Origin of the sequence: Paenibacillus cymbidii, from assembly GCF_004764705.1 — a bacterium.
Lineage (GTDB): Bacteria > Bacillota > Bacilli > Paenibacillales > NBRC-103111 > Paenibacillus_AN > Paenibacillus_AN cymbidii.
On record NZ_SHLX01000003.1, the window covers coordinates 343994 to 367922 of the forward strand.

The 23929-nt window shown below is 60.7% G+C and carries 20 protein-coding genes; 13 read left to right on the forward strand and 7 right to left on the reverse strand.

Features of this window, described 5'->3' with window-relative positions:
* Window positions 1–46: 46 nt before the first annotated feature.
* Window positions 47–1201: a sporulation protein YhbH gene (gene yhbH, locus EXY20_RS06780; RefSeq protein ID WP_135548996.1), complete on the reverse strand. Its 1155-nt coding sequence runs from the start codon at window positions 1199–1201 to the stop codon at window positions 47–49.
* Window positions 1202–1418: 217 nt separating this feature from the next.
* Complete coding sequence (locus EXY20_RS06785) at window positions 1419–1865, reverse strand: hypothetical protein (protein WP_135548998.1); 447 nt, start codon at window positions 1863–1865, stop codon at window positions 1419–1421.
* Between the two features lie 165 nt (window positions 1866–2030).
* Between EXY20_RS06785 and EXY20_RS06790 the strand changes: the two genes are divergently transcribed.
* From EXY20_RS06790 to EXY20_RS06800, 3 genes are all read left to right on the forward strand, one after another.
* Window positions 2031–2402, forward strand: a complete 372-nt coding sequence (locus tag EXY20_RS06790; protein WP_135549141.1) for a DUF423 domain-containing protein — start codon at window positions 2031–2033, stop codon at window positions 2400–2402.
* A gap of 249 nt (window positions 2403–2651) precedes the next feature.
* Window positions 2652–7055, forward strand: a complete 4404-nt coding sequence (locus EXY20_RS06795) for a DEAD/DEAH box helicase (RefSeq protein ID WP_135549000.1) — start codon at window positions 2652–2654, stop codon at window positions 7053–7055.
* Between the two features lie 120 nt (window positions 7056–7175).
* The gene (locus EXY20_RS06800; protein WP_135549002.1) at window positions 7176–8954 is read left to right on the forward strand and encodes a putative bifunctional diguanylate cyclase/phosphodiesterase; all 1779 of its coding nucleotides are present in this window, start codon (window positions 7176–7178) and stop codon (window positions 8952–8954) included.
* 240 nt (window positions 8955–9194) lie between these two features.
* Here the strand turns inward: EXY20_RS06800 and EXY20_RS06805 are convergent, their stop codons facing one another.
* Window positions 9195–9716: a hypothetical protein gene (locus tag EXY20_RS06805; RefSeq protein WP_135549003.1), complete on the reverse strand. Its 522-nt coding sequence runs from the start codon at window positions 9714–9716 to the stop codon at window positions 9195–9197.
* A 229-nt stretch (window positions 9717–9945) separates the two neighbouring features.
* Here EXY20_RS06805 and EXY20_RS06810 point away from each other — a divergent pair, with 229 nt between their 5' ends.
* Entirely contained in the window at window positions 9946–10251 is a 306-nt protein-coding gene (locus EXY20_RS06810) for a YunC family protein (RefSeq protein WP_135549005.1), read from the forward strand.
* 22 nt (window positions 10252–10273) lie between these two features.
* Here the strand turns inward: EXY20_RS06810 and EXY20_RS06815 are convergent, their stop codons facing one another.
* Window positions 10274–11254: an AraC family transcriptional regulator gene (locus tag EXY20_RS06815; protein WP_135549007.1), complete on the reverse strand. Its 981-nt coding sequence runs from the start codon at window positions 11252–11254 to the stop codon at window positions 10274–10276.
* A 227-nt stretch (window positions 11255–11481) separates the two neighbouring features.
* On the opposite strand from EXY20_RS06815, the gene purT reads away from it, so the two are divergent.
* Window positions 11482–12663: a formate-dependent phosphoribosylglycinamide formyltransferase gene (gene purT / locus EXY20_RS06820; protein ID WP_135549009.1), complete on the forward strand. Its 1182-nt coding sequence runs from the start codon at window positions 11482–11484 to the stop codon at window positions 12661–12663.
* A gap of 338 nt (window positions 12664–13001) precedes the next feature.
* On the opposite strand, the gene mtnA is transcribed toward purT, so the two are convergent.
* Window positions 13002–14102 carry an S-methyl-5-thioribose-1-phosphate isomerase gene (gene mtnA, locus EXY20_RS06825; RefSeq protein WP_135549011.1) on the reverse strand — a complete coding sequence of 367 codons (1101 nt, stop codon included), beginning with the start codon at window positions 14100–14102 and terminating at the stop codon, window positions 13002–13004.
* Window positions 14099–15301 (reverse strand): S-methyl-5-thioribose kinase, encoded by a 1203-nt coding sequence (gene mtnK, locus EXY20_RS06830; RefSeq protein ID WP_135549013.1) that lies wholly within the window; start codon window positions 15299–15301, stop codon window positions 14099–14101. Before mtnK ends, mtnA begins: the two co-directional genes overlap by 4 nt.
* A 226-nt stretch (window positions 15302–15527) precedes the next feature.
* On the opposite strand from mtnK, the gene EXY20_RS06835 reads away from it, so the two are divergent.
* Window positions 15528–15725, forward strand: a complete 198-nt coding sequence (locus EXY20_RS06835) for a hypothetical protein (RefSeq protein WP_135549015.1) — start codon at window positions 15528–15530, stop codon at window positions 15723–15725.
* A gap of 104 nt (window positions 15726–15829) precedes the next feature.
* Here the strand turns inward: EXY20_RS06835 and EXY20_RS06840 are convergent, their stop codons facing one another.
* Window positions 15830–16021, reverse strand: a complete 192-nt coding sequence (locus EXY20_RS06840) for an asparagine synthase (protein ID WP_135549017.1) — start codon at window positions 16019–16021, stop codon at window positions 15830–15832.
* Window positions 16022–16176: 155 nt separating this feature from the next.
* Between EXY20_RS06840 and EXY20_RS06845 the strand changes: the two genes are divergently transcribed.
* The 7 genes from EXY20_RS06845 to EXY20_RS06875 all read left to right on the forward strand — a co-directional run bounded on the left by EXY20_RS06845 (window position 16177) and on the right by EXY20_RS06875 (window position 23923).
* The gene (locus EXY20_RS06845; RefSeq protein ID WP_235885388.1) at window positions 16177–16752 is read left to right on the forward strand and encodes a DUF1802 family protein; all 576 of its coding nucleotides are present in this window, start codon (window positions 16177–16179) and stop codon (window positions 16750–16752) included.
* A 529-nt stretch (window positions 16753–17281) separates the two neighbouring features.
* A complete protein-coding gene (gene sufC, locus EXY20_RS06850) occupies window positions 17282–18070 on the forward strand; it encodes a Fe-S cluster assembly ATPase SufC (protein WP_135549021.1) in 789 nt (262 codons plus the stop codon).
* A gap of 63 nt (window positions 18071–18133) precedes the next feature.
* Window positions 18134–19435 (forward strand): Fe-S cluster assembly protein SufD, encoded by a 1302-nt coding sequence (gene sufD / locus EXY20_RS06855; RefSeq protein WP_135549023.1) that lies wholly within the window; start codon window positions 18134–18136, stop codon window positions 19433–19435.
* Window positions 19432–20658, forward strand: coding sequence for a cysteine desulfurase (locus EXY20_RS06860; RefSeq protein ID WP_135549025.1), 1227 nt, complete (start codon window positions 19432–19434; stop codon window positions 20656–20658). The genes sufD and EXY20_RS06860 overlap by 4 nt, the downstream gene beginning before the upstream one ends.
* Window positions 20645–21079: a Fe-S cluster assembly sulfur transfer protein SufU gene (gene sufU, locus EXY20_RS06865; RefSeq protein WP_135549027.1), complete on the forward strand. Its 435-nt coding sequence runs from the start codon at window positions 20645–20647 to the stop codon at window positions 21077–21079. The genes EXY20_RS06860 and sufU overlap by 14 nt, the downstream gene beginning before the upstream one ends.
* 47 nt (window positions 21080–21126) lie before the next feature.
* Complete coding sequence (gene sufB / locus EXY20_RS06870) at window positions 21127–22524, forward strand: Fe-S cluster assembly protein SufB (protein ID WP_135549030.1); 1398 nt, start codon at window positions 21127–21129, stop codon at window positions 22522–22524.
* A gap of 238 nt (window positions 22525–22762) precedes the next feature.
* The gene (locus EXY20_RS06875; RefSeq protein WP_135549031.1) at window positions 22763–23923 is read left to right on the forward strand and encodes a C40 family peptidase; all 1161 of its coding nucleotides are present in this window, start codon (window positions 22763–22765) and stop codon (window positions 23921–23923) included.
* Window positions 23924–23929 lie beyond the last annotated feature (6 nt).

Below are 23929 nucleotides of genomic sequence, written 5' to 3' on the forward strand. Positions count from 1 at the left end.
GCGCAAGGGCCGCGCGTTTGACCTGGCTGTTTTGTTGCCCCGCGCTTTACACCGGCGCAATGGCCGCCGGTTTGAAGAATGTGCGCAGCGCTTTGTACACTTCGCTTTTTTCGCGGATGATGTAGTGCAGAAATTTCGGATTGCCAATATGGCGATAGGCCGACATCAGCGTGCTGCTGCGGTTGTATTGGTTCACTTCGCCGTAGCCGAACATATTGCAGCTGTGGATCAGCCGTTCGATCAGCTTGACGCAGCGCTCGTTGTCGGAGGTCAAATTGTCGCCGTCGGAGAAATGGAACGGGTAAATGTTATAGTCCTGCGGCGAAAACCGGTGTTCGATAATGTCCAGCGCCTTCTGGTAAGCCGAAGAGCAAATCGTGCCGCCGCTTTCGCCGCGCGTGAAGAAGTCTTCCTCCGTCACTTCCTTCGCTTCCGTGTGGTGGGCGATGAAGACGATTTCCACTTTTTCGTATTTGCTGCGCAGGAAGCGGGTCATCCAGAAAAAAAAGCTGCGCGCGACATACTTTTCGAAGCTGCCCATCGAGCCCGACGTGTCCATCATCGCCAAAATGACCGCATTCGAGTGCGGCTTTTGCACTTCCTCCCACGTTTTGAACCGCAGGTCGTCGGGCGAAATGCCGTGAATGCCCGGCGAACCGGAGCCGGCGTTGCGCCGCAAATTTTCGAGGATCGTCCGTTTTTTGTCGAGGTTGGACAAAATGCCTTTTTTGCGGATATCGTTAAATACGAGGTGGTCGGTTTCCATCAATTTTTTGTCTTTGTCCTGCAGGTTCGGCAGCTCAAGCTGCTCGAACAGCATCTCCTCCAGCTCCTCGAGCCTGACGTCCGCTTCGTAGTAGTCTTCGCCGGGCTGATTGCCCGCGCCTTCGCCCTTGCCGGGACCGGCGGAGGTGGCGGGATCGATGCCGATTACGTCGCCCACCTGGCTGTCGCCGTCGCCCTGCCCGATATGCTTCGATTTGTTGTAATTGTAGCGGAACCGGTATTCATCGAGGCTTTTGATCGGCACTTTGATGATTTGTTTGCCGTCCGACATGATGATGCTTTCGTCGGTAACGAGATCGGGCAAATTTTGTTTGATCGCTTCGCGCACCTTTTGCTGATGGCGGGTCTGGTCCTGATAGCCTTTGCGGTGCAGCGACCAGTCGTCCTTCGAAACGGTGAACAATGGCTCAGCCAAGTGAAACACCTCCGATTGAATGACATGCTGCTGGGCTTGCGACGAAGCGCCGGGCCTGGAACATGCGGAAAGAAGAAATGCGGAATCGCGGAAAAAGAAGCTTGTTACTATTTATATTCACGGCAGGGGGCAGTATGTGCGGGGAAATCGGGGAGAAAACGAGCCCGTTGTTGCCGGAACCGGACGGGCCGGACCCATAACGACGGGCTCGCTTCGATCAGACGGCGCTGGCGCCAAGGAAGCCGATGAAAACCATCAGGAGCAGCAGCAGCACAACGCCGCCGTTGAACACGGTGCCGAGGACGGCGAACACCTTGTTGCGGTTTTTCTGCGCCAGACCGATGATGCCGAGCACAAGCCCGACGATGTTGCCGACGACGGCGCCGAGCATGCCCATGCCGTAAAACACGAATGAAGTTTCGTTTTGCAGCCTCTCGATGTCCACTTGCCCGAGCTCGTCAATGGCATCGCTCGCCTTGGCGGCGAACGCGACGATAATGCCGATGAACAGCACAACCATCAGGAGCGACAGGATGAAGGAAACGATGCCTGGCCCGGAATGCTTGCGCCGGCCCGGCGTTTCCGGCTCCGATTCGGTTACCGGCGACATCGAAGGCACCGGAGGCAACGATTCGGAAGGCGGTTCTTGCCGTTGTTGTTCCATAGGAATCACCTCGGTCGATGGGGTCATTTGGATAAAATTATGACACGTAACGATCACAAAAGCAATCGGGCGGGCGCTCCGATTCGTCGCTTCGATATGGTATGATGAGCAGAAGCCATTATAAAGGAGTGGAAAGCGATGACGAACGACCATTCGCGGCCGCTGATGCGGACGTTTCTGCTGGCGGGAACCGTCAATGCGCTGCTCGCCGTGGCGCTTGGCGCTTTCGGCGCGCACGGCTTGAAGGACCGATTGGACGAAGAGATGCTTGACGTATACAAAACCGGCGTACAATACCATATGTATCATGCGCTTGGCCTGCTGGCCGTGGCGCTTGTCGCGGACAAGCTGCGTTCCGCCTCCGCCGTGAAGTGGGCGGGCCGGCTGCTGCTCGCCGGCATCGTGCTGTTCTCCGGCAGCTTGTATGTGCTGGCGTTGACCGACCTCAAGTGGCTTGGCGCGATTACGCCGCTCGGCGGAGTGGCGTTTCTTGCCGGCTGGGCGACGCTCGCCGTTGCCGCGTACAAGCTGCGCTGAAGCTATTGCTTGCCGCGCGTCGGCACCCGAAGAAGCGTTCCCTTCCGGAGCGCTTCTTCGCCGTTTGCGGCGAAGCCATGACACCGCCAGGTACAGGAGCGGCGGCGCCAGTTCGATCGCAACGGCATCATGCGGACACACGCGCTGATGAAACACGTTCATTTGCGCCGTATCGGCGGCGAAAGCGGCGCTGGCTTACCTTTTCGCCGGCGCGTTTGGTAGAATGGTGGCAGAAGGAAGGGATGCCTGATGGACAACAGCCGGCTTCGCGCGTTTGCTCCCGCTACGGCGGCCTGGTTTGCCGATGTGTTCGGCGCGCCTACCGATGTGCAAATACAAGCCTGGCGGCAGATCCAGGCCGGCAGCAGCACGCTGATCGCCGCTCCTACCGGCTCGGGCAAAACGATCGCCGCGCTGCTGCCGTGCCTCGACCGGGTGATGGTCGCCAAGCGGGCGGCCGGACCCGCCTGGACCGGCGGCGTTCGCATCTTGTACGTAACGCCGCTGAAGGCGCTGAATAACGATATCCACGGCCATCTGTTCCGCTTCGCGGCGCAAATACGCGAACGGGCGGAACGGGAAGAGGTGGAAGCAGGCGTTTGGCCGGAAATCCGCATCGCCGTGCGCACGGGCGACACGACGCAGGCGACGCGAGCCTCGATGCTGAAGTCGCCGCCCGACGTGCTGGTGACGACGCCGGAGTCGCTTTATTTGTTGCTTGGCTCGCGCAAAGGGCGCGATATGCTGCAGACGACGGAGTACGTCATCGTCGACGAAATTCACAGCCTGGCGGCGGACAAGCGCGGCGTGCATCTGTCGCTGTCGCTGGAGCGCCTGACGGAGCTGACGGGCCGGCCGCTGCAGCGCATCGGCGTATCGGCGACGCAGAAGCCGCTGGAGCGGGTCGCCCGTTACCTCGGCGGCTGGGAGCACGATGCCGGCGGCTCGCTGCGGGAGCGGCCGGTGACCATTGTCAATTCCGCGATGGACAAAACATTTGCGCTGCAGGTGACGATGCCCCGGCACGTAAAGCGTTCGGCTGCGGACAAAGAGAAGGTGTGGACGGCGCTGGTCGAGCGGCTGCTGGCACTGATGGAAGGCAGCCGGACGACGCTCGTGTTTGTCAACAACCGCCGACTGAGCGAACGGCTGACGCTGCGGCTGAACGACCACGTCGGCGGCGAAATTGCGCTGGCGCATCACGGCAGCGTCTCTCGCGAGCGCCGGCTTGAAGTCGAGCGGCGGCTGAAGGACGGCGAGCTGCGCTGCGTCGTCGCCACGGCGTCGCTGGAGCTTGGCATCGATATCGGCCACGTCGATCTCGTCATCCAGATCGACTCGCCGAAGCAGGCGGCGGCCGGCATCCAGCGCATCGGCCGCGCCGGCCATGGCGTCGGCGGCGTCAGCCGCGGCGCCATCGTCGCGCGCAGCCGCGGCGAACTCGCCGAAGCGGCGGTGCTGGCACGGCGCATCGCCGCCCGCGACATCGAGCCGATCCGCGTGCCGCACGGCAGCCTGGACGTCGTCTCCCAGCACATCGTGGCGATGGTCGCCGCGGACGATTGGGAGATCGGGCGGATGCACCGCGTGCTGACGCGCAGCGAATGTTATCGCGGCTACCCGCGGGAGAAGCTGGAGGCGGCGCTGCAGGTGCTCGCCGGCTACTACCCGTTCGTGCGGCCGCTGATCGAGTGGGACCGCGAGACGAACGTGCTGCGGCACCGCGCCAATACGTCGATGGCGGCGCTGACGGGCGTCGGCACGATCCCGCAGTCGTCGTCCTACCCGGTGCACCATGCCGAAACGCGGCAGCATATCGGCGAACTGGACGAGGAGTTCGTGCACGAAAGCGGCGTTGGCGACGTGGTGCAGCTCGGCGCCAGCTCATGGATGATTCGCGACATCAAGCCGGACCGGCTGTACGTTACTCCCGCCGCCAATACGTTCAGCGAAATCCCGTTCTGGAAGGCGGATACGCTGGGCCGTTCGGTGCAGCTCGGCGAAGAAACCGGCAAGCTGTTCGCCCGGCTGGGCGCTGCGATCGCGGGCGGAGCGGCGGAGGAGCAGGGGGCGATCGCGCTGCTGACCGGCGAATGCTTCTTCGATGCGGACGCCGCGGAGGCGCTGCTCGGCTTCGTGCGCGCGCAGGCTGCCGTATGCCCGCTGCCGACGGACAAACGCATCGTCGTCGAACGGTTCAGCGACGAAACGGGCAAACGCCACATCGTCATCCACAGCCTGTTCGGCCGCCGGCTGAACCGCACCCTGCTGCTGGCGCTGCAGACGCTGGCGGCGCGCACGACGGCGGGCCGCGTCTATGCGAACGCACGCGACAACGGGATCGAGCTGATCGTGCCGCCTGGCGACGGCCTCGGCCGCGACGTCTGGAGCGACCCGCTGCGCCTGCTGGACCGCGCCTCCGTGCGCGAGCTGCTGCTTGCGGCGCTGCCGGCGTCGGCGCAGTTCGCGGCGACATTCCGCCGTCTCGCCGAAACGTCCCTGCTGCTGGCGCGCAGCTTCAAGCGTGCGCCCGCCTGGCTGCTGCGCCATCGCGGCGAGGAGCTGATGCGGGCGGCGCTGCCGTTCGCCGAGCAGTTCCCTTATGTGCGCGAAGCGCTGGAGGAATGCTTGCGCGAGCAGCTTGATGCGGAAGGGCTTGACGCGCTGCTCGCCGCCGTGGCGGCGGGCGACATCGAAGTGGCGGAGCGCGCGACGCTGTACCCGTCGCCGTTCGCCAGCCAATTCTTCTTCGACTTCGTCAGCACGGCGCTGTATGAGGCGGACGGTTTCGCCGCCGATGTGCAGGCGCAGCTCGCCGGCGTCAGCCGCAAGCTGGCGGCGGAATGGTTCGGCGAAGCGCAGGCGCGCGAGACGATGGCGCCGGACATTGTCGCCGCCGAGCGGAAGCGGCTGGAGCAGGGTGAAGGGCGCGGCGCCGATTCGCCGGACGCGCTGCTGCGGCTGCTGAAGGAGCGCGGCGACTTGACGGAGGCGGAGCTGATCGCGCTGTGCGGCAGGCCGGAGCCCGGCTCTGGCGACGGCGCCGGTGACGAAGCAGGCGGGCAGCCGGCCGAATGGCTCGCGCGGCTCGAAGCCGCAGGCAAGGTCGACCGCCGCACGATCGGCGGCGAAACGCGCTTCATCAGCCGCGACGAGCGGGAGACTTACGATACGCTGGAGCGGCGCAGCGAATCGGCCGAATTCGTGCTGAAGCGCCATATCGATCACCGGCTGTCGTTTTCGCCGGCCGAGCTGCGCGCGCGCTACGGGTTGACTGCCGCCCAGGTGGACGGCGTGATCACCGGCTGGGCGGAACGGGCGGCGATCGAACGGGCGCCGTTTGCCGAGGCGGACGAAACGGACCTGTGGACGAGCGCGGCAGTCGCCTCCCGCATCGTCCGGCTGAGCTTGCAAAGCTTCCGCCGCCGGCTGGCGCCGGTGGAAGCGGAACGCTTCTGCGCCGAGCTGGCGCGGCTGCACCGGATCGGCGCGGCGGCCAGCGGCGAAGCCGCCGCGGACGGCGGCAGCGAAAGCGCGCTGCTGCAGGCGCTGGACCTGCTGCAGGGCGTGTTCCTGCCCCTGTCGCATTGGGAAACGCTGCTGCTGCCGGGCCGGCTGCCCCGCTATCGCAAGGAGGAGCTGGACGAGCTTGTTTCCTCCGGCGAGCTGCGCTGGCTCGGACGCAAGGAGGAGGACGAAAAGGAGGGGCGAATCGCTTTTTTCCGCACCGAGGACGATCGGCTGATCCTCCCGTATTTGCGGCAGGCGAAGCCGCCGACGCGGCATGCCGACTTGCTGGCGCTGCTTCAGGCTAAAGGCCCAAGCTTCCTGTCGGCGCTCAGCCGCGAATATGGGGCGCCGCCGTCCGTTGTGCTGGAAGCGCTGCTGACGCTTGTCTGGGAAGGCCGCGTCGCCAACGACCGGTTTGCGCCGCTGCGCGCCGCCGCCGCGCCCAAACGGCAAACGGCGGAGTTCCGCTCCGGCCTCGGCCGCTGGTACGCGGTCGAGCTGCCGCCGGCGGAAGAGGAGAGCGGCGCGCAGGAAGCGCTGGCCTGGGCGCGGCACTTGCTGCGGCAGCAAGCGGTAGTGACGAAGGAAGCGGCGGCGCTTGTCAGCCCGTATTCGTGGGATACGCTTGTCGGCGTGTACAAGCGGCTGGAGGAATGGGGCATGGCCGCCCGCGGACTGTTCGTGGAAGGCGCCGGCGGGCTGCAATTCGCTTCGTCCGACGCCGTCGCCCGGCTGCGTGCGCCTCTGCCCGCGGGAGGAGGCGACGAATTCGTCGTATTGTCCGCGGTCGACCCGGCCAATCCGTACGGCTTGTCGCTCGAATGGCCGAAGGTAAGCGGCGCGTCGTTTGCCCGCAAGCCGGGCCATTATATCGTGCTGCGGGGCGGCAAGTGGCTGCTTTGGATCGAGCAGTACGGCAAGCACATCGTAACAATGGCAGACGGAGCAGAGCCCGATTCGCTGGAGGACGGCTTGCGCGGTCTGTTCCGCGAGATGTTGCGGCAACGCGGTTTGCGCAAGTTGACGGTAGCCAAGTGGAACGGGACTCATGCCGCCGAGTCGGACGCCGCGCCGCTGCTGAAACGGATTGGGGCGGAACGAGATCGCGACGGTTATGTGCTGTGGCCGAGCAATTTACGCTAAATTTCGACATCGTTTGCGAATTTTCGGCAGGAAAATGATGGATGACTGTCGAATAATGCAGAACGGATTGACGTGTTCGCCATTTTTTGGGAGACGCGCCGGGAAAGGAAAAGGATAGGGATGACTATCGAATCCAACCGGAACCATCTGTTTCGGCGCCTGGTCGCACGCGCCCGTTCCGATCGGGCCGGCACGGCGGGTGCGGCGAGCGCGAACGTTTCACCGGAAACGATGTTTCACTCCTTGTTCGCGCACAACCCGATCGCCATCGGCATCTTGGATCGCGACGGCAGATGGCAGCGGGCCAACGAGGCGGTTCGCACGCTTCTTGGCTACGGCGAAGAGGAACTGCGCGAGCTCACCATCGCCGAACTGCTGCAAGAAGGGGAAAGGGCGGAGCGGCTGCCGGACGACGGCGCCCCGCTCGGTCTGGAGTCGCGTCGTCTGGAGCTGACGCTGCGGCACCGGATCGGCTACCGCGTCGATGTGGACGCCACCCTTGTGCCGTATCGACGCGGCGACAAGTGGGCCGGCTACTTTGCCATTTTGCAGGATATGACCAAACGCAAGCGAACGGAGCAGCATATCCGCCATATGGCGTATTATGACGATTTGACGGGTCTGCCCAACCGCCGGCTGTTCAAGGAGAAACTGTCGGATGCGCTGCAGGCGGCCCGAACGGCGGGCACCGGCGTTGCCGTGCTGTTCCTCGACATCGACCGGTTCAAGCTGGTGAACGACGGCTTCGGCTACGAGTACGGAGACATGCTGCTGATGCATATCGCGGAACGGTTCACGCACTGCATCGGCGAGCACGATTTTCTTGCCCATACGGAAGGGGACGAATTTACGTTCTTCTACGCCAATATGGCGGCTGACGACATCGCGGCTGCGGCGGAAACGATTATCGGCAGTCTGGAGGAGCCGTTCTCCATCGGCGAGCACCAGCTGCATGTCACGTCGAGCATCGGCATTGCGTACAGTTCGCCGAACGAACCGGAAGATGCCGACGGGCTGATGAAAAATGCCGACATCGCTTTGTCCAAGGCGAAGGAAAAGGGGCGCAACAACTTCCAACTGTTTTCGTCCGCGCTCAAGTCGATGTCGATCCGCCGGCTCAAGCTGGAAAGCGAACTGCGGCGCGCCTTGCAGGAAGGCCAGTTCCGGCTCTACTTTCAGCCGCAAATCGATGTGCGCAGCGGTGCGATCGTTGGCGCGGAGGCGCTTGTCCGCTGGCTGCACCCCGAACGGGGGCTTATTTCGCCGGCGGCATTCATTCCGATTGCCGAGGAGAACGGCTTCATCGTCGATATCGGCGAATGGGTGCTGCGCGAGGCGTGCGCGCTGGGCAAGTCGTGGCAGCTTGCCGGTTTCCCGGCCATTCCCGTGTCGGTCAACTTGTCGGTGCGGCAGTTTCTGCAGCTCAAGCTTCGCGACAACATCGCCCGCATTCTCGAATCGACCGGCCTCGATCCGGCTTATCTGGAGCTGGAAATTACGGAAAGCATGACGATGGACGTCGACTATGCCGCCGGCAGGCTGCAGGAGCTGAAACAACTCGGTCTCACGATCAGCGTCGACGATTTCGGCACCGGCTACAGCTCGCTGAGCTATTTGAAGAAATTCCCGATCGACAAGCTGAAGATCGACCGTTCCTTCGTGCGCGACATCATGACCGATCCGGGCGATGCCGCAATCGTGGCGGCGATTATCGCCATGGCGCACCACCTGCGGCTCGACGTCGTTGCCGAAGGAGTGGAAACCGAAGACCAGCTGCGCTATTTGCACCGCAACGGTTGCCACCTGGTGCAGGGCTACTGGTACAGCCCGCCGCTGCCGGCGGACGAGCTGGCGAAGCTGCTGGCCGCCGGCACACAGAAAAGCCCGCTTCTTCCGTAACGGAAGAGCGGGCTTTATTCGTGCGACGAGCGGGCGAAATAAACGATGTTTTATTGCCTATTTTGCCTAATAATGAGGTCAGCGCCGAAATAGCCAGTGAAAACGCTGGTTATTTTTGTTGAAATGTGAGGGTGTGCGAGAGGAACGTTCCGAATGGAGCCTCGCGCATAAAAAACGACCGCCTGATCGCGGTCGTTTATTCCGAAGAACTCGATTTGCTTGTCGGCGCCGTGTTGCTGTTCAATGGACGACGAGGTCGTCGATTTCGTTCAGTACGAACTGGTATACTTTTTTTTCGTCTACGTGGTAAATCGTCACAATCTGCTGCTTTTCGTCAAAATTGACGATCCGGCCGGGAATGCTCAGCTTGATGCCTTTGCCTTTGACGATCGAGAGGCGGATGAGCGTGTTGTTCGTTTTGTATTGCTCGATGAGATGGATGATGTCCTTTTTGCCGTCGGCCGGTTTGGTTTCCGCCCGTTTGGCCTCTGGCGCCTTTTTGTCCGGGGCGGGCTTCTTCCAATCGGCTTTCGCTTGTTCCAGGTCCGACTTGGCAAGCTCGCGCTTCTTGGTGTCCTTGTCCTGCATAATCGCGTCGATCAGGCTGCCGAGCTCCATGCCTTTCTGAATTTTGACGTCCTTCAGCTTGGGGGAGCGAAGCATCTGCAGCAGCGTCTGCAGAGCGGCCGCGTTGTCCGTATCTTCAATGAGGACGTCGACCGTAAACAGATAGCCGATTCGTGCACGGTTGTCGGTTTCCATTGTTATCACGTCCTGCAACTTTCGTCTTAAATTTTCCATCCGATTCGACATGAGTATAGCACGATATGCCCAGCAGCCGCAATAAAACCGATGCCTTTTCTGCATCTTCCGCATCTGCCCCTGTGCCCGCACATCCGTCTTCCCGCCACATATAAATGACCCTATAAGCTAGTGTTCATAAAGTTGACTTTTCAGACCCTTATCATGCAAAAAAAGGAGATGCGTGGCGATGATGCGTTTGGTACCGATCGAATTGGCGGGACGAACCGCGCTCGGGATCGAAGTCAAGCTTCCAAAAACGACGCTGCTGGCCGTGGCGACCGACATCGGCTATATTATGTGCGGGGCGCTTGACGTCAAGCTGCTCAACGACCGGTTGAAAGACCGCGGCATTGTGGCAGGGCGGGCGGTCGGGGTGCAAACGCTCGAGCAGCTGCTTGACGCGCCGCTGGAATCCGTTACTTTCGCCGCCGAGGAGCGCGGCATCCGGGTGGGCATGAAAGGCAGCGATGCCGTTTCGCTGATGTTCGCCTGAACCGCAGGCGGCAGCGCGCGGATCAGAGCAGCCGCTGCAGGTGCAGCGATTTGTATTGCCCCGGCGTCATGCCGAGCCGCTTCTTGAACACGTGATACAAATAGTTGCTGCTGGAAAAACCGTGCCGTTCGGCGATTTGTTCGATGGTGTCCTCGCTGTTGAGCAAATGCCACACCACCTGGTCGAGCCTTACTTGCTCGACGTAGTCGCCGAACGAGCCGTTCCCCGTCTCGTGAAATATGCGCTGCAGCTGGCGGCCGCTTATCGGAATCGACTCGGCGACGCTGTCGAGCGTGATCGGGCCGGCGTAGTTGTCGCGGATGAACTGCGCCGCCAGTTGGAACCGATAGGCGCTGATGTCGCGGGAAGGCACAGCGATTGGCGACGGCAGCTCGGAAGCGGCGAACGCCGCCCGCAGCAATATTTGCGTCACCGCCTGCTTGATCGTGGCGTACGAGCCCGGCTGATTTTCGACGCACGCGCGATAAGCGGACAAGAACCACGGCATGGCGTTGCGGTTGTCGGCCAGCGGCCGCAGCGGGAACTGCTCGAGCAAGCGAATGCATTGCTCGGCTTCGGCATTTTCCCAGCCGTCGCCCCAGTCGCCTTCCTCATCGGTTTGGCTGCCGGCAGCCGGCTGCCGGACGATGGGCACGATATCGACATGCAGGCACAATTCCTGCATCGGATCGCGCTCGTCCGCTTCCTGGTAGTGCACGACGCCAGGCCCGGTCAAATAAAACAGCCCGTCTTCCAGCGGATAAGGCGTGTCGTCGAGAATGACGACGCCTTTGCCGCGCGGGATGAAATGGAATTCGTAATCGGAATGTTTGTGGAACGAGATGATTTTGCCGGGCGTAAACGCCGTCAGGTGGCAGCGCAATACGCGAACGCCAAAATGTCCCCAGCGGAACTTCATGTCGAGCCGGTCCAGCGCGTCGCTTTTTTCCGCCATGGCGGCAAAGGTAAACGGCTTGCGCGGTCGTTTCGATGCGGGCGTCATGATTCATTCCTCGCTTTGTTCGCTTAAGGCGCGCTTTACGCACATCCTCTTGATCATGATACTACAAATGGCGGCGGGAGAAAAAGCCGGGCAACGCCCGTCGATTCGTGCCTCTTGCTTGAATGTCGGCAAGCGGGAGGCATTCGGCATCGTGCGACAAAACGCTTGCTTTTTCGATTGTTGCCGTTCAAAATATGAACATAAATGTCCAAAGGGAGTTGGTTTGGTTGTACGGAGCGCCTTTATCGCCGCGTGCCCGCAAAATGATGCTGCTCGGATCCGGCGAGCTCGGCAAAGAAGTCATTATCGAGGCGCAGCGTCTCGGCATCGAAACGATTGCGGTCGACCGGTATGCGAACGCACCGGCCATGCAGGTGGCGCATCGCTCGCATGTCATCGACATGCTGGATGCGGCCGCGCTGCGCGAGGTAATCGAGACGGAGCGGCCCGACTGGATCGTGCCGGAGATCGAGGCGATCGCCACGGATGAGCTCGTGAAGCTGGAGCGGGAAGGCTTCCGCGTCATTCCGACGGCGAACGCGTCGCGTCTGACGATGGATCGCGAGGGCATCCGCCGGCTGGCGGCGGAAACGCTTGGGCTGCCGACCGCGAAGTATGCGTTCGCCGACAGTTTGGACGAGCTGCGGCAGGCCATTGCCGAGGTAGGATTGCCTTGTGTGATCAAGCCGATCATGAGTTCCTCAGGCAAAGGGCAAAGCGTCTGCCGGACGGAAGCCGACATCGACGCTTGTTGGGCGTATGCGATGGAAGGAGGGCGCGCGAACAAGGGGCGGGTGATCGCCGAAGCGTTCATTTCGTTCGAGTCGGAAATTACGCTGCTGACGGTGCGATCCGTATCGGGCACGACGTTCTGCGCGCCGATCGGGCACGTGCAGAAGGACGGCGATTACATCGAGTCATGGCAGCCGCATCATATGAGCGAAGCGCAGATCGCGGAGTCGCAGCGCATCGCGCGCACGGTCACCGACGCGCTGGGCGGGTACGGCATTTACGGCGTGGAGCTGTTCCTCGGCAAGGACACGGTTTATTTCAGCGAGGTGTCGCCGCGTCCGCACGATACCGGGCTGGTGACGCTCGTCAGCCAGGACTTGTCCGAGTTTGCGCTGCATGTGCGCGCGGTGCTCGGCTTGCCGATTCCTGCGATCCGCCAGGTGTCGCCGGGCGCGACGCGGACGTTGAAGGCGTGGGAGCAGCGCAGCGATTACCGGATCGCCGGCATCCAAGAGGCGCTGGCTGTGCCGTATACGCAAGTGCGCATCTTCGGCAAGCCGGAGACGCGCCATGGGCGGCGAATGGCGGTGGCGCTCAGCACGGCGGACAGCGTCGAGCAGGCTCGCGAACAGGCGGAGCGGGCCGTTTCGGCGCTGCGCGTCGAATACGGCGAGTAGGGGGCGAGTCGCGGCGCTTACCGGACGAACGCTTCTGCGCCGGGGCTCGGAATAGGCCATGTTATATTGGCTATTCCGCTAAGAACGGCCCGTCGCAACGAAATAGCCAGTAATTTCGCTGGCTATTCGACGAAAACGTTCGATTGTGAACGGTTTGGTCTGCAATAGCCAGTGTTTTCACCGGTTATTTTTGGATCAGTGGACGGTTTGGCGGGAATAAGCCATTTTTCATGGGCTATTTCGGTTGAGGGGCACGGCCCTCTCGCAACTGGCAACAAAGCAAAGGCTCCCCCGGGAACAGTCCCGGCGGGAGCCTTTGCTTTGTGTTTGTGCCTGCGTTACGCGAACAACGCGGCCAAACTGTCGGTGTACGGCGCGCGAACGATGCCTTTTTCGGTGATGATGGCCGTGACGTATTCGTGCGGCGTCACGTCGAACGCCGGGTTGTACACTTTGACGCCGCGCGGCGCCGTCCGTTTGCCGAACCCTTGCGTCACTTCGTCCTCGTGCCGCTCCTCGATCGGAATTTCCGCGCCGGTCGGCGTGTCCAGGTCGATCGTCGACAGCGGGCACGCCACGTAGAACGGGATGCCGTGCGCCTTGGCCAGCACGGCGACGCCGTACGTGCCGATCTTGTTGGCGACGTCGCCGTTGGCGGCGACCCGGTCAGTGCCGACGATGACGGCTTGCACCCAGCCTTTGGCCATCACCATCGCCGCCATGTTGTCGCAGATGAGCGTCACGTCGACGCCGGCCTGCTGCAGCTCGAACGCGGTCAGCCGCGCGCCTTGCAGCACCGGCCGCGTTTCGTCGGCGAACACTTTCAGCGCGATGCCTTGCTCCTGCGCAACGTAGAACGGCGCCAGCGCCGTGCCGTACTTCGCTGTGGCGAGGCCGCCGGCATTGCAGTGCGTCAGCACGCCCATGCCGCTTTCGAACAGCGTCAGCGCATGTTCGCCGATCAGCCGGCACGTCGTTTCGTCCTCCGCCTGGATCAGCTTCGCTTCTTCGAGCAGCGCCAGCTTCATCGCTTCCAGATTGCCGCCGGCCGCGGCCAATTCATGCGCCCGCGCTTTCATCCGGTCGAGCGCCCAGAATAAATTGACGGCCGTCGGCCGCGACGTAGCCAAATAAGCGGCGACCCGCTCCGTTTCGGCGGCGAGTCCCGCCGGACTGGCCGCTTCCTCGCCGGCGCCGCAGCCGCGAATGCCCAAATATACGCCGAAGGCGGCGGAAATGCCGATCGCCGGCGCCCCGCGCACCTTCAGCGCGCGAATGCCGTCCCAGACGTCTTCGGCCGTCGTCAGCCGCAGGTATACGATCTCCTCCGGCAGCAGCCGCTGGTCGAGCATTTCCAGGTGGTCGCCGTTCCAGCGAACGGACTGCAGCGCTTCCTGCGGCGCGCCTATACGTGCGTCGACGCCCGTTTGCCCGCTCATACGAACACCTTCGCCGCTTCGATCGCGTCGTCGATCGAAACCGCATGGCGTCCCCGCTTGATAAGCGCTTTGCCGACGGCCAGCGCGTTCCGCTCCGCCCGGGCGCGCACGTCGGCGTCCGGAATCGTGCGGATGTCGGCGACATGAGCCAGGCCGACGATGCGGCGCACCATTTTGCAGCCGGCGAAACCGATGGAATCTTTCAGCACTTGCGCGAGATAGTGTTCCTTGTAGCCGGGTGCCGCCGCCAGCGGATCGATTGCCTTCTCGTCCCACAGCGCCGCAAACTCGCGGGCAAACGTCGTCCACACGTCGCGCACGGTGTGCAGCAAGAACTCGCGGTAGTCGCGGCGATGGCCGGCGTCTTGAATCCAGCCGTCCTGGCTGACGTAACTCAGCAGCAGGTTGGCGATGACGGCGCCGATATCGAAGCCCATCGGGCCGAAATAGGCGAATTCCGGGTCGATGACCTTGGTCGAAACCGGCGTCACGAAGATACTCCCCGTGTGCAAGTCGCCATGAAGCAGCGCCTGCGCCTGGGTAAGAAATTTCTCCCGCAGCAGCGCCACTTCCAGATGCAGCTCGCCGTCGGTCCACAGCGCTTCCGCATCGGGCCGAATCGCTTCGTCGAAATCGTTCGTATCGGCGTTGCGGTACGGATGATCGAAAATGAGGTCCTCCGTAATTTTGCACAGCTCCGGATTGAGGAAACGGCCGACGAGCAGCTTCTTCTCCTGCTGGTTCATGCCGAGGTCGGACGTGCCGAACAGCGTCTGCGCCAGAAAACGGCCGATATGGCCGGCGAACAGCGGGTATTCCGTACCGCCGATCAATCCTTTGCGCATGATGACGTGGTCGCTCAAATCTTCCATGACGGTCAGTGCGAGATCGGGGTCGTAGTTATATACGGTCGGGACCAGATCCGGGCAGAACGAAGACTGGGTGCGCAGCGCTTCGCTTTCGATGCGGGCGCGATCGAGCGTGAGCGGCCACGACTCGCCGACAACTTTGGCGTAAGGCAGCGCCTGCTTCATGATGACGCTTCGTCCGCTCGTGCGGTCCGTAATATGAAACACCAAATTGAGATTGCCGTCCCCGATTTCATGCGAGACAAGTTCCGAGCCGTCCGGAAAAAGGCCCGGCAACGCTTGCGCATAACGAATGGCCTGCTCCTCGGACAAGGGATGATAGTGAGACATGGGATACCTCCTGCATATGGGCGCTGACGTCCGGCGCCGCTTTTCGGAAATCTACCCCCTAGTATAAGCCAAAAGAACGCGGCATGGAATAGCGGCGGACGGGAGCCCGCTATTTGCGGCAAATTTACAAGAACTCCACATTCCTTTCGTTTTACGTTAACAATCGGAGGGTAAAGTGTAGGGAGAAGCAGCGAAGAGGCTGCAGTGCGAACGGAGGGGACGGACGATGGCAAATGCATGGCGGACGTGGTTCAAAGTGTTGTATGCGGCGGTTTGCATCGTGCTCGTGTTGTATGTATTCCAGGTGGTCAATCGCGGCGGCGGCGAGGGCGGAAGCAGCCTGCATCCGGCGGCCGTTCACCATCCGAACCCGATGCAAGTGAACGAGAAGCAGCTGGCCCGGTTGACTTCCGCTAACCCCTAAACGCCGTACGGCGCAGGCGCCGTCTCGAGAAACGATTCGGCGATCGGCATGCTGCCGGCCGCGAATCGGCTGAAGACGGCGCCCGTCGTATGCCGCGGCGGTCGTTAGACGTGGTCTTGCCGGTGTCCGTACCGATGCTGGTGCCGGTGCTGGGCCAAATCGATGGCGCCCAGCACGATGTGGGCGACGCCGAAGCCGATTGCGGCCGTTGCCGCCATCGGGTATTTTCCGCGGAACGCGGCTCCCGTTGCCGTAACGGCCGTGCCGAGTACGGCGGGGACTAGTCCTTCTCGCATGATTGCAATCACCTCGCTTGGAATGGTGGAGAACGATTTTAGGATGAAATGATGCTCCCCTTTATATGCAAGCCAATGTTTGCCCAGTGCCGGATCGGTTGAAAACAACCGCCTTCCGCCTCTATAATGAAGCCAGGAAACGGAGGCGGCGGAACGTGAGCAAGGAAAGCATCGCTTTGAAGGAATGGGCGGCGGCCATTCAGGCGCTGGAAACGGGAGAACAGATCCTCATCATGCGCAAAGGCGGCATCATTGAGGAAACGCGGGATTTCGAGCTGCAAAGCCACTCGTTCTTCTTGTATCCAACGTACGAGCACCAGAAGAAAGAGCTGTTCAAGGAGCCGTGGCAAGCGCTGGTGGACCGGTCGATGGCGAACTGGTCGCCGGACGGGCAGGAAGTCGACGTGACCTGCTTCGCCGAAGCGGTCTGCGATTGGGAAGTGTCGAGCCAGGAGGAACTGGAGAAGCTGCGCGATTTTCACGTCTGGAACGATACGTTCGCCAGCGAACGGCTCCGGTGGAAACGAACGAAGCCGCTTCACGTCATTTTGCTTCGGGTTTACAAGCTGGCAGAGCCGCAGCGGATCCGGATCAAGCCGGACTACGCCGGCTGCAAGTCATGGATCGGACTGCAAGGAGTCGACGAGTCGGCGCCGCGCACGCCGGTGCTGAGCGACGACCGGTTTGCCGAACGCTGCGAGCAGGTTCGCCGCGTATTGTCATCGGAATAGAGCGGAGAAGAACACGCCAATCGATCGCGTAATCGACAGCGCGCCTCGTCATGCGAGGTTTTTTTGCCGTAGCCTATAGGATTGATAAATTTCGGGGCTGGGGCAGGATGTTGCGGGCGTACTCGCGCGCTGTTGCAAGAAGCCTATCTTGGCGAGCCGCCCCCTTAGTGGCCCGATTATTGCTGGCCAACCCAAACAGCCCATGAAAAATGGCCTATTGCCCCTAACGCCCGGCCCGCCTGCAATAGCCAGTGAAAACACTGGTTATTTGCCCCAGATCGCCTTCCAATAGGTACTTCAAGCGAAATAGCCAATGATTTCACTGGTTATTTTGTATGGCAAGAAAACATGGCCTATTTTAGCAAGGAGTTAGTTGGCCGATGGGGGAATGGCGCGGATGAAGACCGTTATAAACTTTTCTTATTTCCAGCTTCGGGTTATAATAAAATATAGAATTGAGAATCATTGATAATCAGTTTATAATGATTCTTAAGAAAAACTTATTCGAACGGATCTGGAGGGCTCCCCGATGACACAAGCTTCAACATTGAAGATAGATGGTCTTAAGGCGACTATCGAAGGCAAGGAAATTTTGAAAGGCCTCGACCTGCAAATAAACGGAGGCGAAGTGCACGCAGTGATGGGGCCGAACGGCACCGGCAAAAGTACGCTCGCTTCCGCGCTGATGGGGCATCCGAAATACGTGGTGACCGAAGGCAGCGTGACCCTGAACGGCGATGACGTGCTGGAGATGGCGGTGGACGAGCGCGCCCGGGCCGGTCTGTTCCTGGCGATGCAGTATCCGAGCGAAATCAGCGGCGTCACCAACTCCGACTTCCTGCGCAGCGCCATCAACGCGCGCCGCGGCGAAGGCAACGAAATTTCGCTGATCAAATTCATCCGCCAGATGGAAGCGAAGATGAAGACGCTCGAAATGAATACCGAGTTCGCCCATCGTTATTTGAACGAAGGTTTCTCCGGCGGCGAAAAGAAGCGCAACGAAATTTTGCAAATGCTGCTGCTGGAGCCGAAATTCGTCATTCTCGACGAAATCGATTCCGGTCTTGACATCGACGCGCTGCGCATTGTCGCCGAAGGTGTCAACTCGCTGCGTTCGCCGGAACGAGGTTTCCTGATTATTACCCACTATCAGCGCCTGCTGAATTATATCAAGCCCGATTTCGTCCACGTCATGATGCAGGGCCGCATCGTCAAATCCGGCGGTCCCGAGTTGGCCGAACGCCTGGAAAGCGAAGGCTACGACTGGGTGAAGGATGAGCTGGGCATCGTCGACGAAACCGTAGGACAAGGCGCGTAGTCGTTCGAAGGCCGGGCGAACGCCGCGGCATTTCGGGCACGCGTGATAGGGGAGGATTTCCAATTGAGCACAGATACAACCTATACTGTTGATCGGCAATCGATCGCCGCCTTGTCGCAGCGCAAGCAGGAGCCGGAATGGCTTCGGGCGCAGCGCGAACGCGCGGCGGAACTGGCAGACCGGCTGGAGCTGCCGAAGCTGGAGAAAACGCGAATCGACCGCTGGCAACTGCAAGCGTTCGGCGAGTACCGGGAGACGGCAGCGCTGGCGTCGCTGGCCGAATTGAGCGAGGAAGCGCGCGCGCTGCTGAGCGTTGACAACCCGGACAACGTCATCGTCCAGCGCGACGGAGCGGTCGTATTCAATCGGGCGTCGGAGCGGCTTGCCGCGCTTGGCGTCATCTTCACCGACCTGGAAACGGCAGTTCGCGAGCATGCGCAACTGGTCAAGCCGTATTTGCACCAGGCGGTAACGGCCGACGAACATCGGCTGGCGGCGCTGCACGGCGCCTTGTGGAGCGGCGGCGTATTCCTGTACGTGCCGAAGAACGTGCGCGTGGAAGTGCCGGTGCAGGCGCTGTTCGTGACGACGGATGCGGAAGCGGCGTTTGCGCCTCACGTCCTGATCGTCGCCGAAGCGAACAGTTCGGTCAGTTACGTGGAAAATTACGTTTCCGCCGGATCGGGCGCCCCGGTGTCCAACTCCGCGGCGGAAGTATTCGTGAAACCGGGCGCACACGTCCAGTTCGCTTCGGTGCACAGCCTTGGCGAAACGACGATCGACGTCGCTTACCGCCGCGCCGTTGTCGAGAACGACGGCAAGATCGAATGGGTCGTCGGCGAAATGAACGGCGGCAACGTGCTGTCCGATACGACGTCGCTTCTCAAGGGACAAGGCTCAAACTCCGATGCCAAAGTCATTTGCGTCGGCACCGAGGAGCAGAAGCTGAATTTGAGCACACGCGCGGTGCACGTCGGCAAACATTCGTCGAGCGACATGATTACGCGTGCGGTCATGCGTGACGATGCGACGGCGATCATCAACGGCATCACCAAGATCGAGAAGGGCGCTACCGGCGCCAACGGCCAGCAAACGGAGAAAGTGCTGATGCTCAGTCCAAAAGCGCGCGGCGACGCCAATCCGATTCTGCTGATCGACGAGGACGACGTCAAGGCCGGCCATGCCGCCAGCGTCGGTCAAGTGAACGCGGATCAAATCTATTACCTGATGTCGCGCGGCATTTCGCGCGACGAGGCGACGAGGCTGATTATTTACGGCTTCCTCGCGCCGGTAGTTTCGGAAATTCCGATCGGAGCGCTGGAAGAACAATTGCAGCGCCTTGTGGAAAGGAAGTTGGGCCAATGACAACGGCAGCGATTCGCGGTCAGTTCCCGATTTTGCAGCAGGAAGTAAACGGTCACCCGCTCGTTTATTTGGACAGCGCCGCATCTTCGCAGAAGCCGGTTGCGGTCATTGAAGCCATGAAGTATTACTACGAGCACGACAACGCCAACGTGCACCGCGGCGTGCACACGCTCGGCTCGCGGGCGACGGACGCTTACGAGGGCGCGCGCGAGAAGGTCGCCAGGTTCATCAACGCACGCTCCACGGAAGAGATCGTGTTCACTCGCGGCACGACGACGGCGCTCAATCTTGTTGCATCCAGCTACGCGCGAGCGGTGTGCAAGGAAGGCGACGAAATCGTCATTACGCCGATGGAGCATCACAGCAATATGATTCCGTGGCAGATGGCCGCGCAAGCGACGGGCGCCACGCTGAAATATATCCCGCTGCAGGCCGACGGCACGATTCTTCTGGCCGATGTGGAGAAAACGATCACGGAGCGAACGAAAGTCGTTTCGGTCGTGTACGTATCGAACGTCCTCGGTGTCGTCAATCCGGTGCGCGAAATCGCTGCTATCGCCCACCGCCATGGCGCGGTGATGGTCGTCGACGGCGCTCAAAGCACGCCGCATCTGAAGGTCGACGTGCGGCAGCTCGATTGCGATTTCTACGCATTCTCCGGGCACAAGATGTGTGGACCGACCGGGATCGGGGTACTGTATGGGAAGAAGGCGCTGCTCGACAACATGGAGCCGGTCGAATTCGGCGGTGAAATGATCGATCATGTCGACCTGCAGCGCTCTACATGGAAAGAGCTGCCCTGGAAGTTCGAAGGCGGCACGCCGATTATCGCCGGCGCCATCGGGCTGGGGGCGGCGATCGATTACCTGGAAGCGATCGGCATGGACAACATCGACCGTCATGAAAAAACGATCACCAAGTATGCGATGGAGAAGCTGACGGCGATCGAAGGGCTTGTCGTTTACGGTCCGAAGGAAGATCGCGCCGGACTGGTTACGTTCAACCTAGAGGATATCCATCCCCACGATTTGGCGACGGTGCTTGATTCCGAGGGCGTCGCCATTCGCGCCGGCCACCATTGCTGCCAGCCGCTCATGCGCTGGCTGCAGGTGCCCGCTACGGCGAGAGCGAGCTTCTACTTGTACAATACCATCGACGACATCGATCGTTTGGCGGCGGCGCTACTAAAGACGAAGGAGTACTTCCGTCATGCAATTGGATGATCTTTACCGCAGAGTCATCATGGATCATTATAAAAACCCGCGAAACCGCGGCACCTTCGAAGGACAAAGCGTAACGATCGACCTGAACAACCCTTCCTGCGGCGACAAAATATCGCTGCAGATGCAAGTTGAGGACGGCGTTGTCAAAGCGGCCAAGTTCGTCGGTGAAGGATGCTCGATCAGCATGTCGTCGGCCTCGATGATGACCGACGCGGTCAAAGGCAAAACGCTTGCCGAAGCGTTGCAAATGGCCGAAGATTTCTCCGCGATGATGAAAGGCGGGTCGCCGGAGTTCGAATACGAAGACATCGAAGCGCTGTCTGGCGTCGGCAAATTCCCGGCGCGCATCAAGTGTGCGACCCTCGCCTGGAACGCGCTGCGCAAAGGCGTGGAACAGGCGGAGCAGGCAGGGAAACAGTAATTATCGATTCCATCATGCAAGTCAACCGATTGAAAGGGGGATTCACCATGGCCAAACAAATGCCGGATCTCGAAGAGTACAAGTATGGCTTTCGCGACGAGCATCAAGCCATCTTCCGCAGCGGCAAAGGGCTGACGGCGGAAATCGTGACCGAAATTTCGCGGATGAAGAACGAGCCGCAGTGGATGCTTGATTTTCGCCTGAAGTCGTTGGAGCAGTTTTTCAAAATGCCGATGCCGAAGTGGGGCGGCAATATGGACGATCTGGACTTCAATGACATCCAGTACTACGTCAAGCCGTCGGAGAAGCAAGGAAAAACGTGGGAAGAAGTACCGTCCGAAATCAAGGAGACGTTTGACAAGCTGGGCATTCCGGAGGCGGAGCAGAAGTTCCTCGCCGGCGTATCCGCCCAGTACGAGTCGGAAGTCGTTTACCACAGCATGCAGAAGGACCTCGAGGAGCAGGGCGTCATTTTTACCGATACGGATACGGCGCTGCGCGAGCATCCCGAGCTGTTCCGCGAATATTTCGGCACCGTCGTGCCGCCGAGCGACAACAAGTTCGCCGCGCTGAACAGCGCCGTCTGGTCCGGCGGCAGCTTCATCTACGTGCCGAAAGGCGTGAAGTGCGAGGTGCCGCTGCAGGCGTATTTCCGCATCAACTCGGAAAATATGGGCCAATTCGAGCGCACGCTCATCATCACCGACGAAGACAGCTTCGTGCACTACGTCGAAGGTTGTACGGCGCCGATCTACAGCACGAACTCGCTGCATAGCGCCGTCGTCGAAATCATTTGCCGCAAAAACTCGCGCGCCCGCTACACCACGATCCAGAACTGGGCGCCGAACATTTACAACCTCGTGACGAAGCGAGCCGTCGCCGAAGAGAATGCCACGATGGAGTGGGTCGACGGCAACATCGGCTCGAAGCTGACGATGAAGTATCCGGCTGTTATCTTGAAAGGCCGCGGCGCCAAAGGCATGGTGCTTTCGATCGCCGTCGCCGGCAAAGGCCAGCACCAGGACGCCGGTGCAAAGATGATCCATCTGGCGCCGGACACGACTTCGACGATCGTCTCCAAGTCGATCAGCAAGCACGGCGGCAAAGTGACTTACCGCGGGCTCGCCTCGTTCGGCCGCAATTCGCAAGGCTCGAAGGCGAACATCAAGTGCGATACGCTGATTATGGATAACCAATCGACGTCGGACACGATTCCGTACAACGAAATCATGAACGACAACATTACGCTGGAACACGAAGCGACCGTGTCGAAGGTGTCCGAGGATCAGCTGTTCTATTTGATGAGCCGCGGCTTGACGGAAGCGGAAGCGACGCAAATGATCGTCATGGGCTTTATCGAGCCGTTTACGAAGGAACTGCCGATGGAATATGCGGTCGAGATGAATCGGTTGATCAAGTTCGAAATGGAAGGATCTATTGGTTAACCCCAACATTATCCTTTGATTACAAATACGTGTCCGTGATGACTTTGGCGCTCGCATGCCCAAGTCGCCGGGACACGTATTTTTGTATTGGAATTCGATGCCAAGCCGCGCCCGAGACGACAAAGTTTGGCACCGCCGTCGTGCGCATAGGCACCGCTTCGTTTTCTCATCCTATGGAACAGGTTCGATCGTTGTTTAACGTTACCGAAACGTCCATCCATAAGGAGCGAAGTTCATCATGCCTACTGTCAAACATACCGCCGCCGGAGCCGCGCTGCTGCTGTCGGTATCGCTTTCGCTGACCGCCTGCGGCACCAAACATAATGCCGGAACCGGCGCCCAGACGCGCCAGCAATCGCTGAGCGGGACGCAGGCCGGAGCCCGGCCGAACCCGAGCGCCTCCGCAGGGCCGCGCATCCTGTCAATGACGACGGACGACAAGGTCGACTTCCGTTCCGACGGTTCGGCCGCCTTGGCCGTTACGACGCGTGACGGCAAAGATTACGTGCAAGCGAATCAATTGCTGGATACGCTCGGCTTTCAGCACAGCTGGGACGCGGCGGCGCACAAGCTGCGTTTCGGCGACAACGATGCGGCATTCGAATTGAGCATGGACGCGCGGTCCGCGCGCAAGGAAGGCCGTACGGTGCCGCTGGCCGAGGCACCGATCCTGATCGGCGACAAGCCGTACTTGCCGGTATCGGCCGTCGACGAACTGTTGAACGACGACATCACGTTTTCGGTGCGCGAGCAGCAATTCATCCTGCATCCGACGGCGAAACAAACGACGATGGATCGCGATGCGGGGAGCAGCGGCGCCGGAAGCGGCGGGACAAACGGCTTCGCCGACGATCCGGCCGATCCGGTCAAAGCGAAGCCAAACCATCAAGCCAATCAAACCGGCAGCAGCAAAAAAAACGTGTCGACGGTCATGCCGAGAGCGCTGCAGCACGCGGCCCAAAGCCCCTTCGGCAACGAAGCGCTGCCTGCCGCGGCAAGCTCCAAAACGATCGGCGACCTGATCGATTACGCCAAACGGTATTTGGGCGTCAAGTACGAATTCGGCGCTGCGCCGTATTCCGAATCGGGCGCGTTCGATTGCTCCTCGTTTACGGGCCATGTGTTTGATAAATTCGGCGTCGACCTGCCGCGAACGGCGCGCGAGCAGGCGACGAAAGGGCAAAGCGTCAGCAAGTCGAGCCTGCGGGTGGGCGATCTTGTCTTTTTCAACATTCCGGGACGGTTCCGCAACAACCATACGGTCGGTCATGTGGGGATCTATCTGGGGGACCAAAAAATGATCGACGCCGATACGAAGCCGAAGGACGGGGTGCAAATATCCGATTTGTCCAAGCCGTTCTGGATCGACAATTACTTGAGCGCCAGACGCGTGCTGTAACGAGTA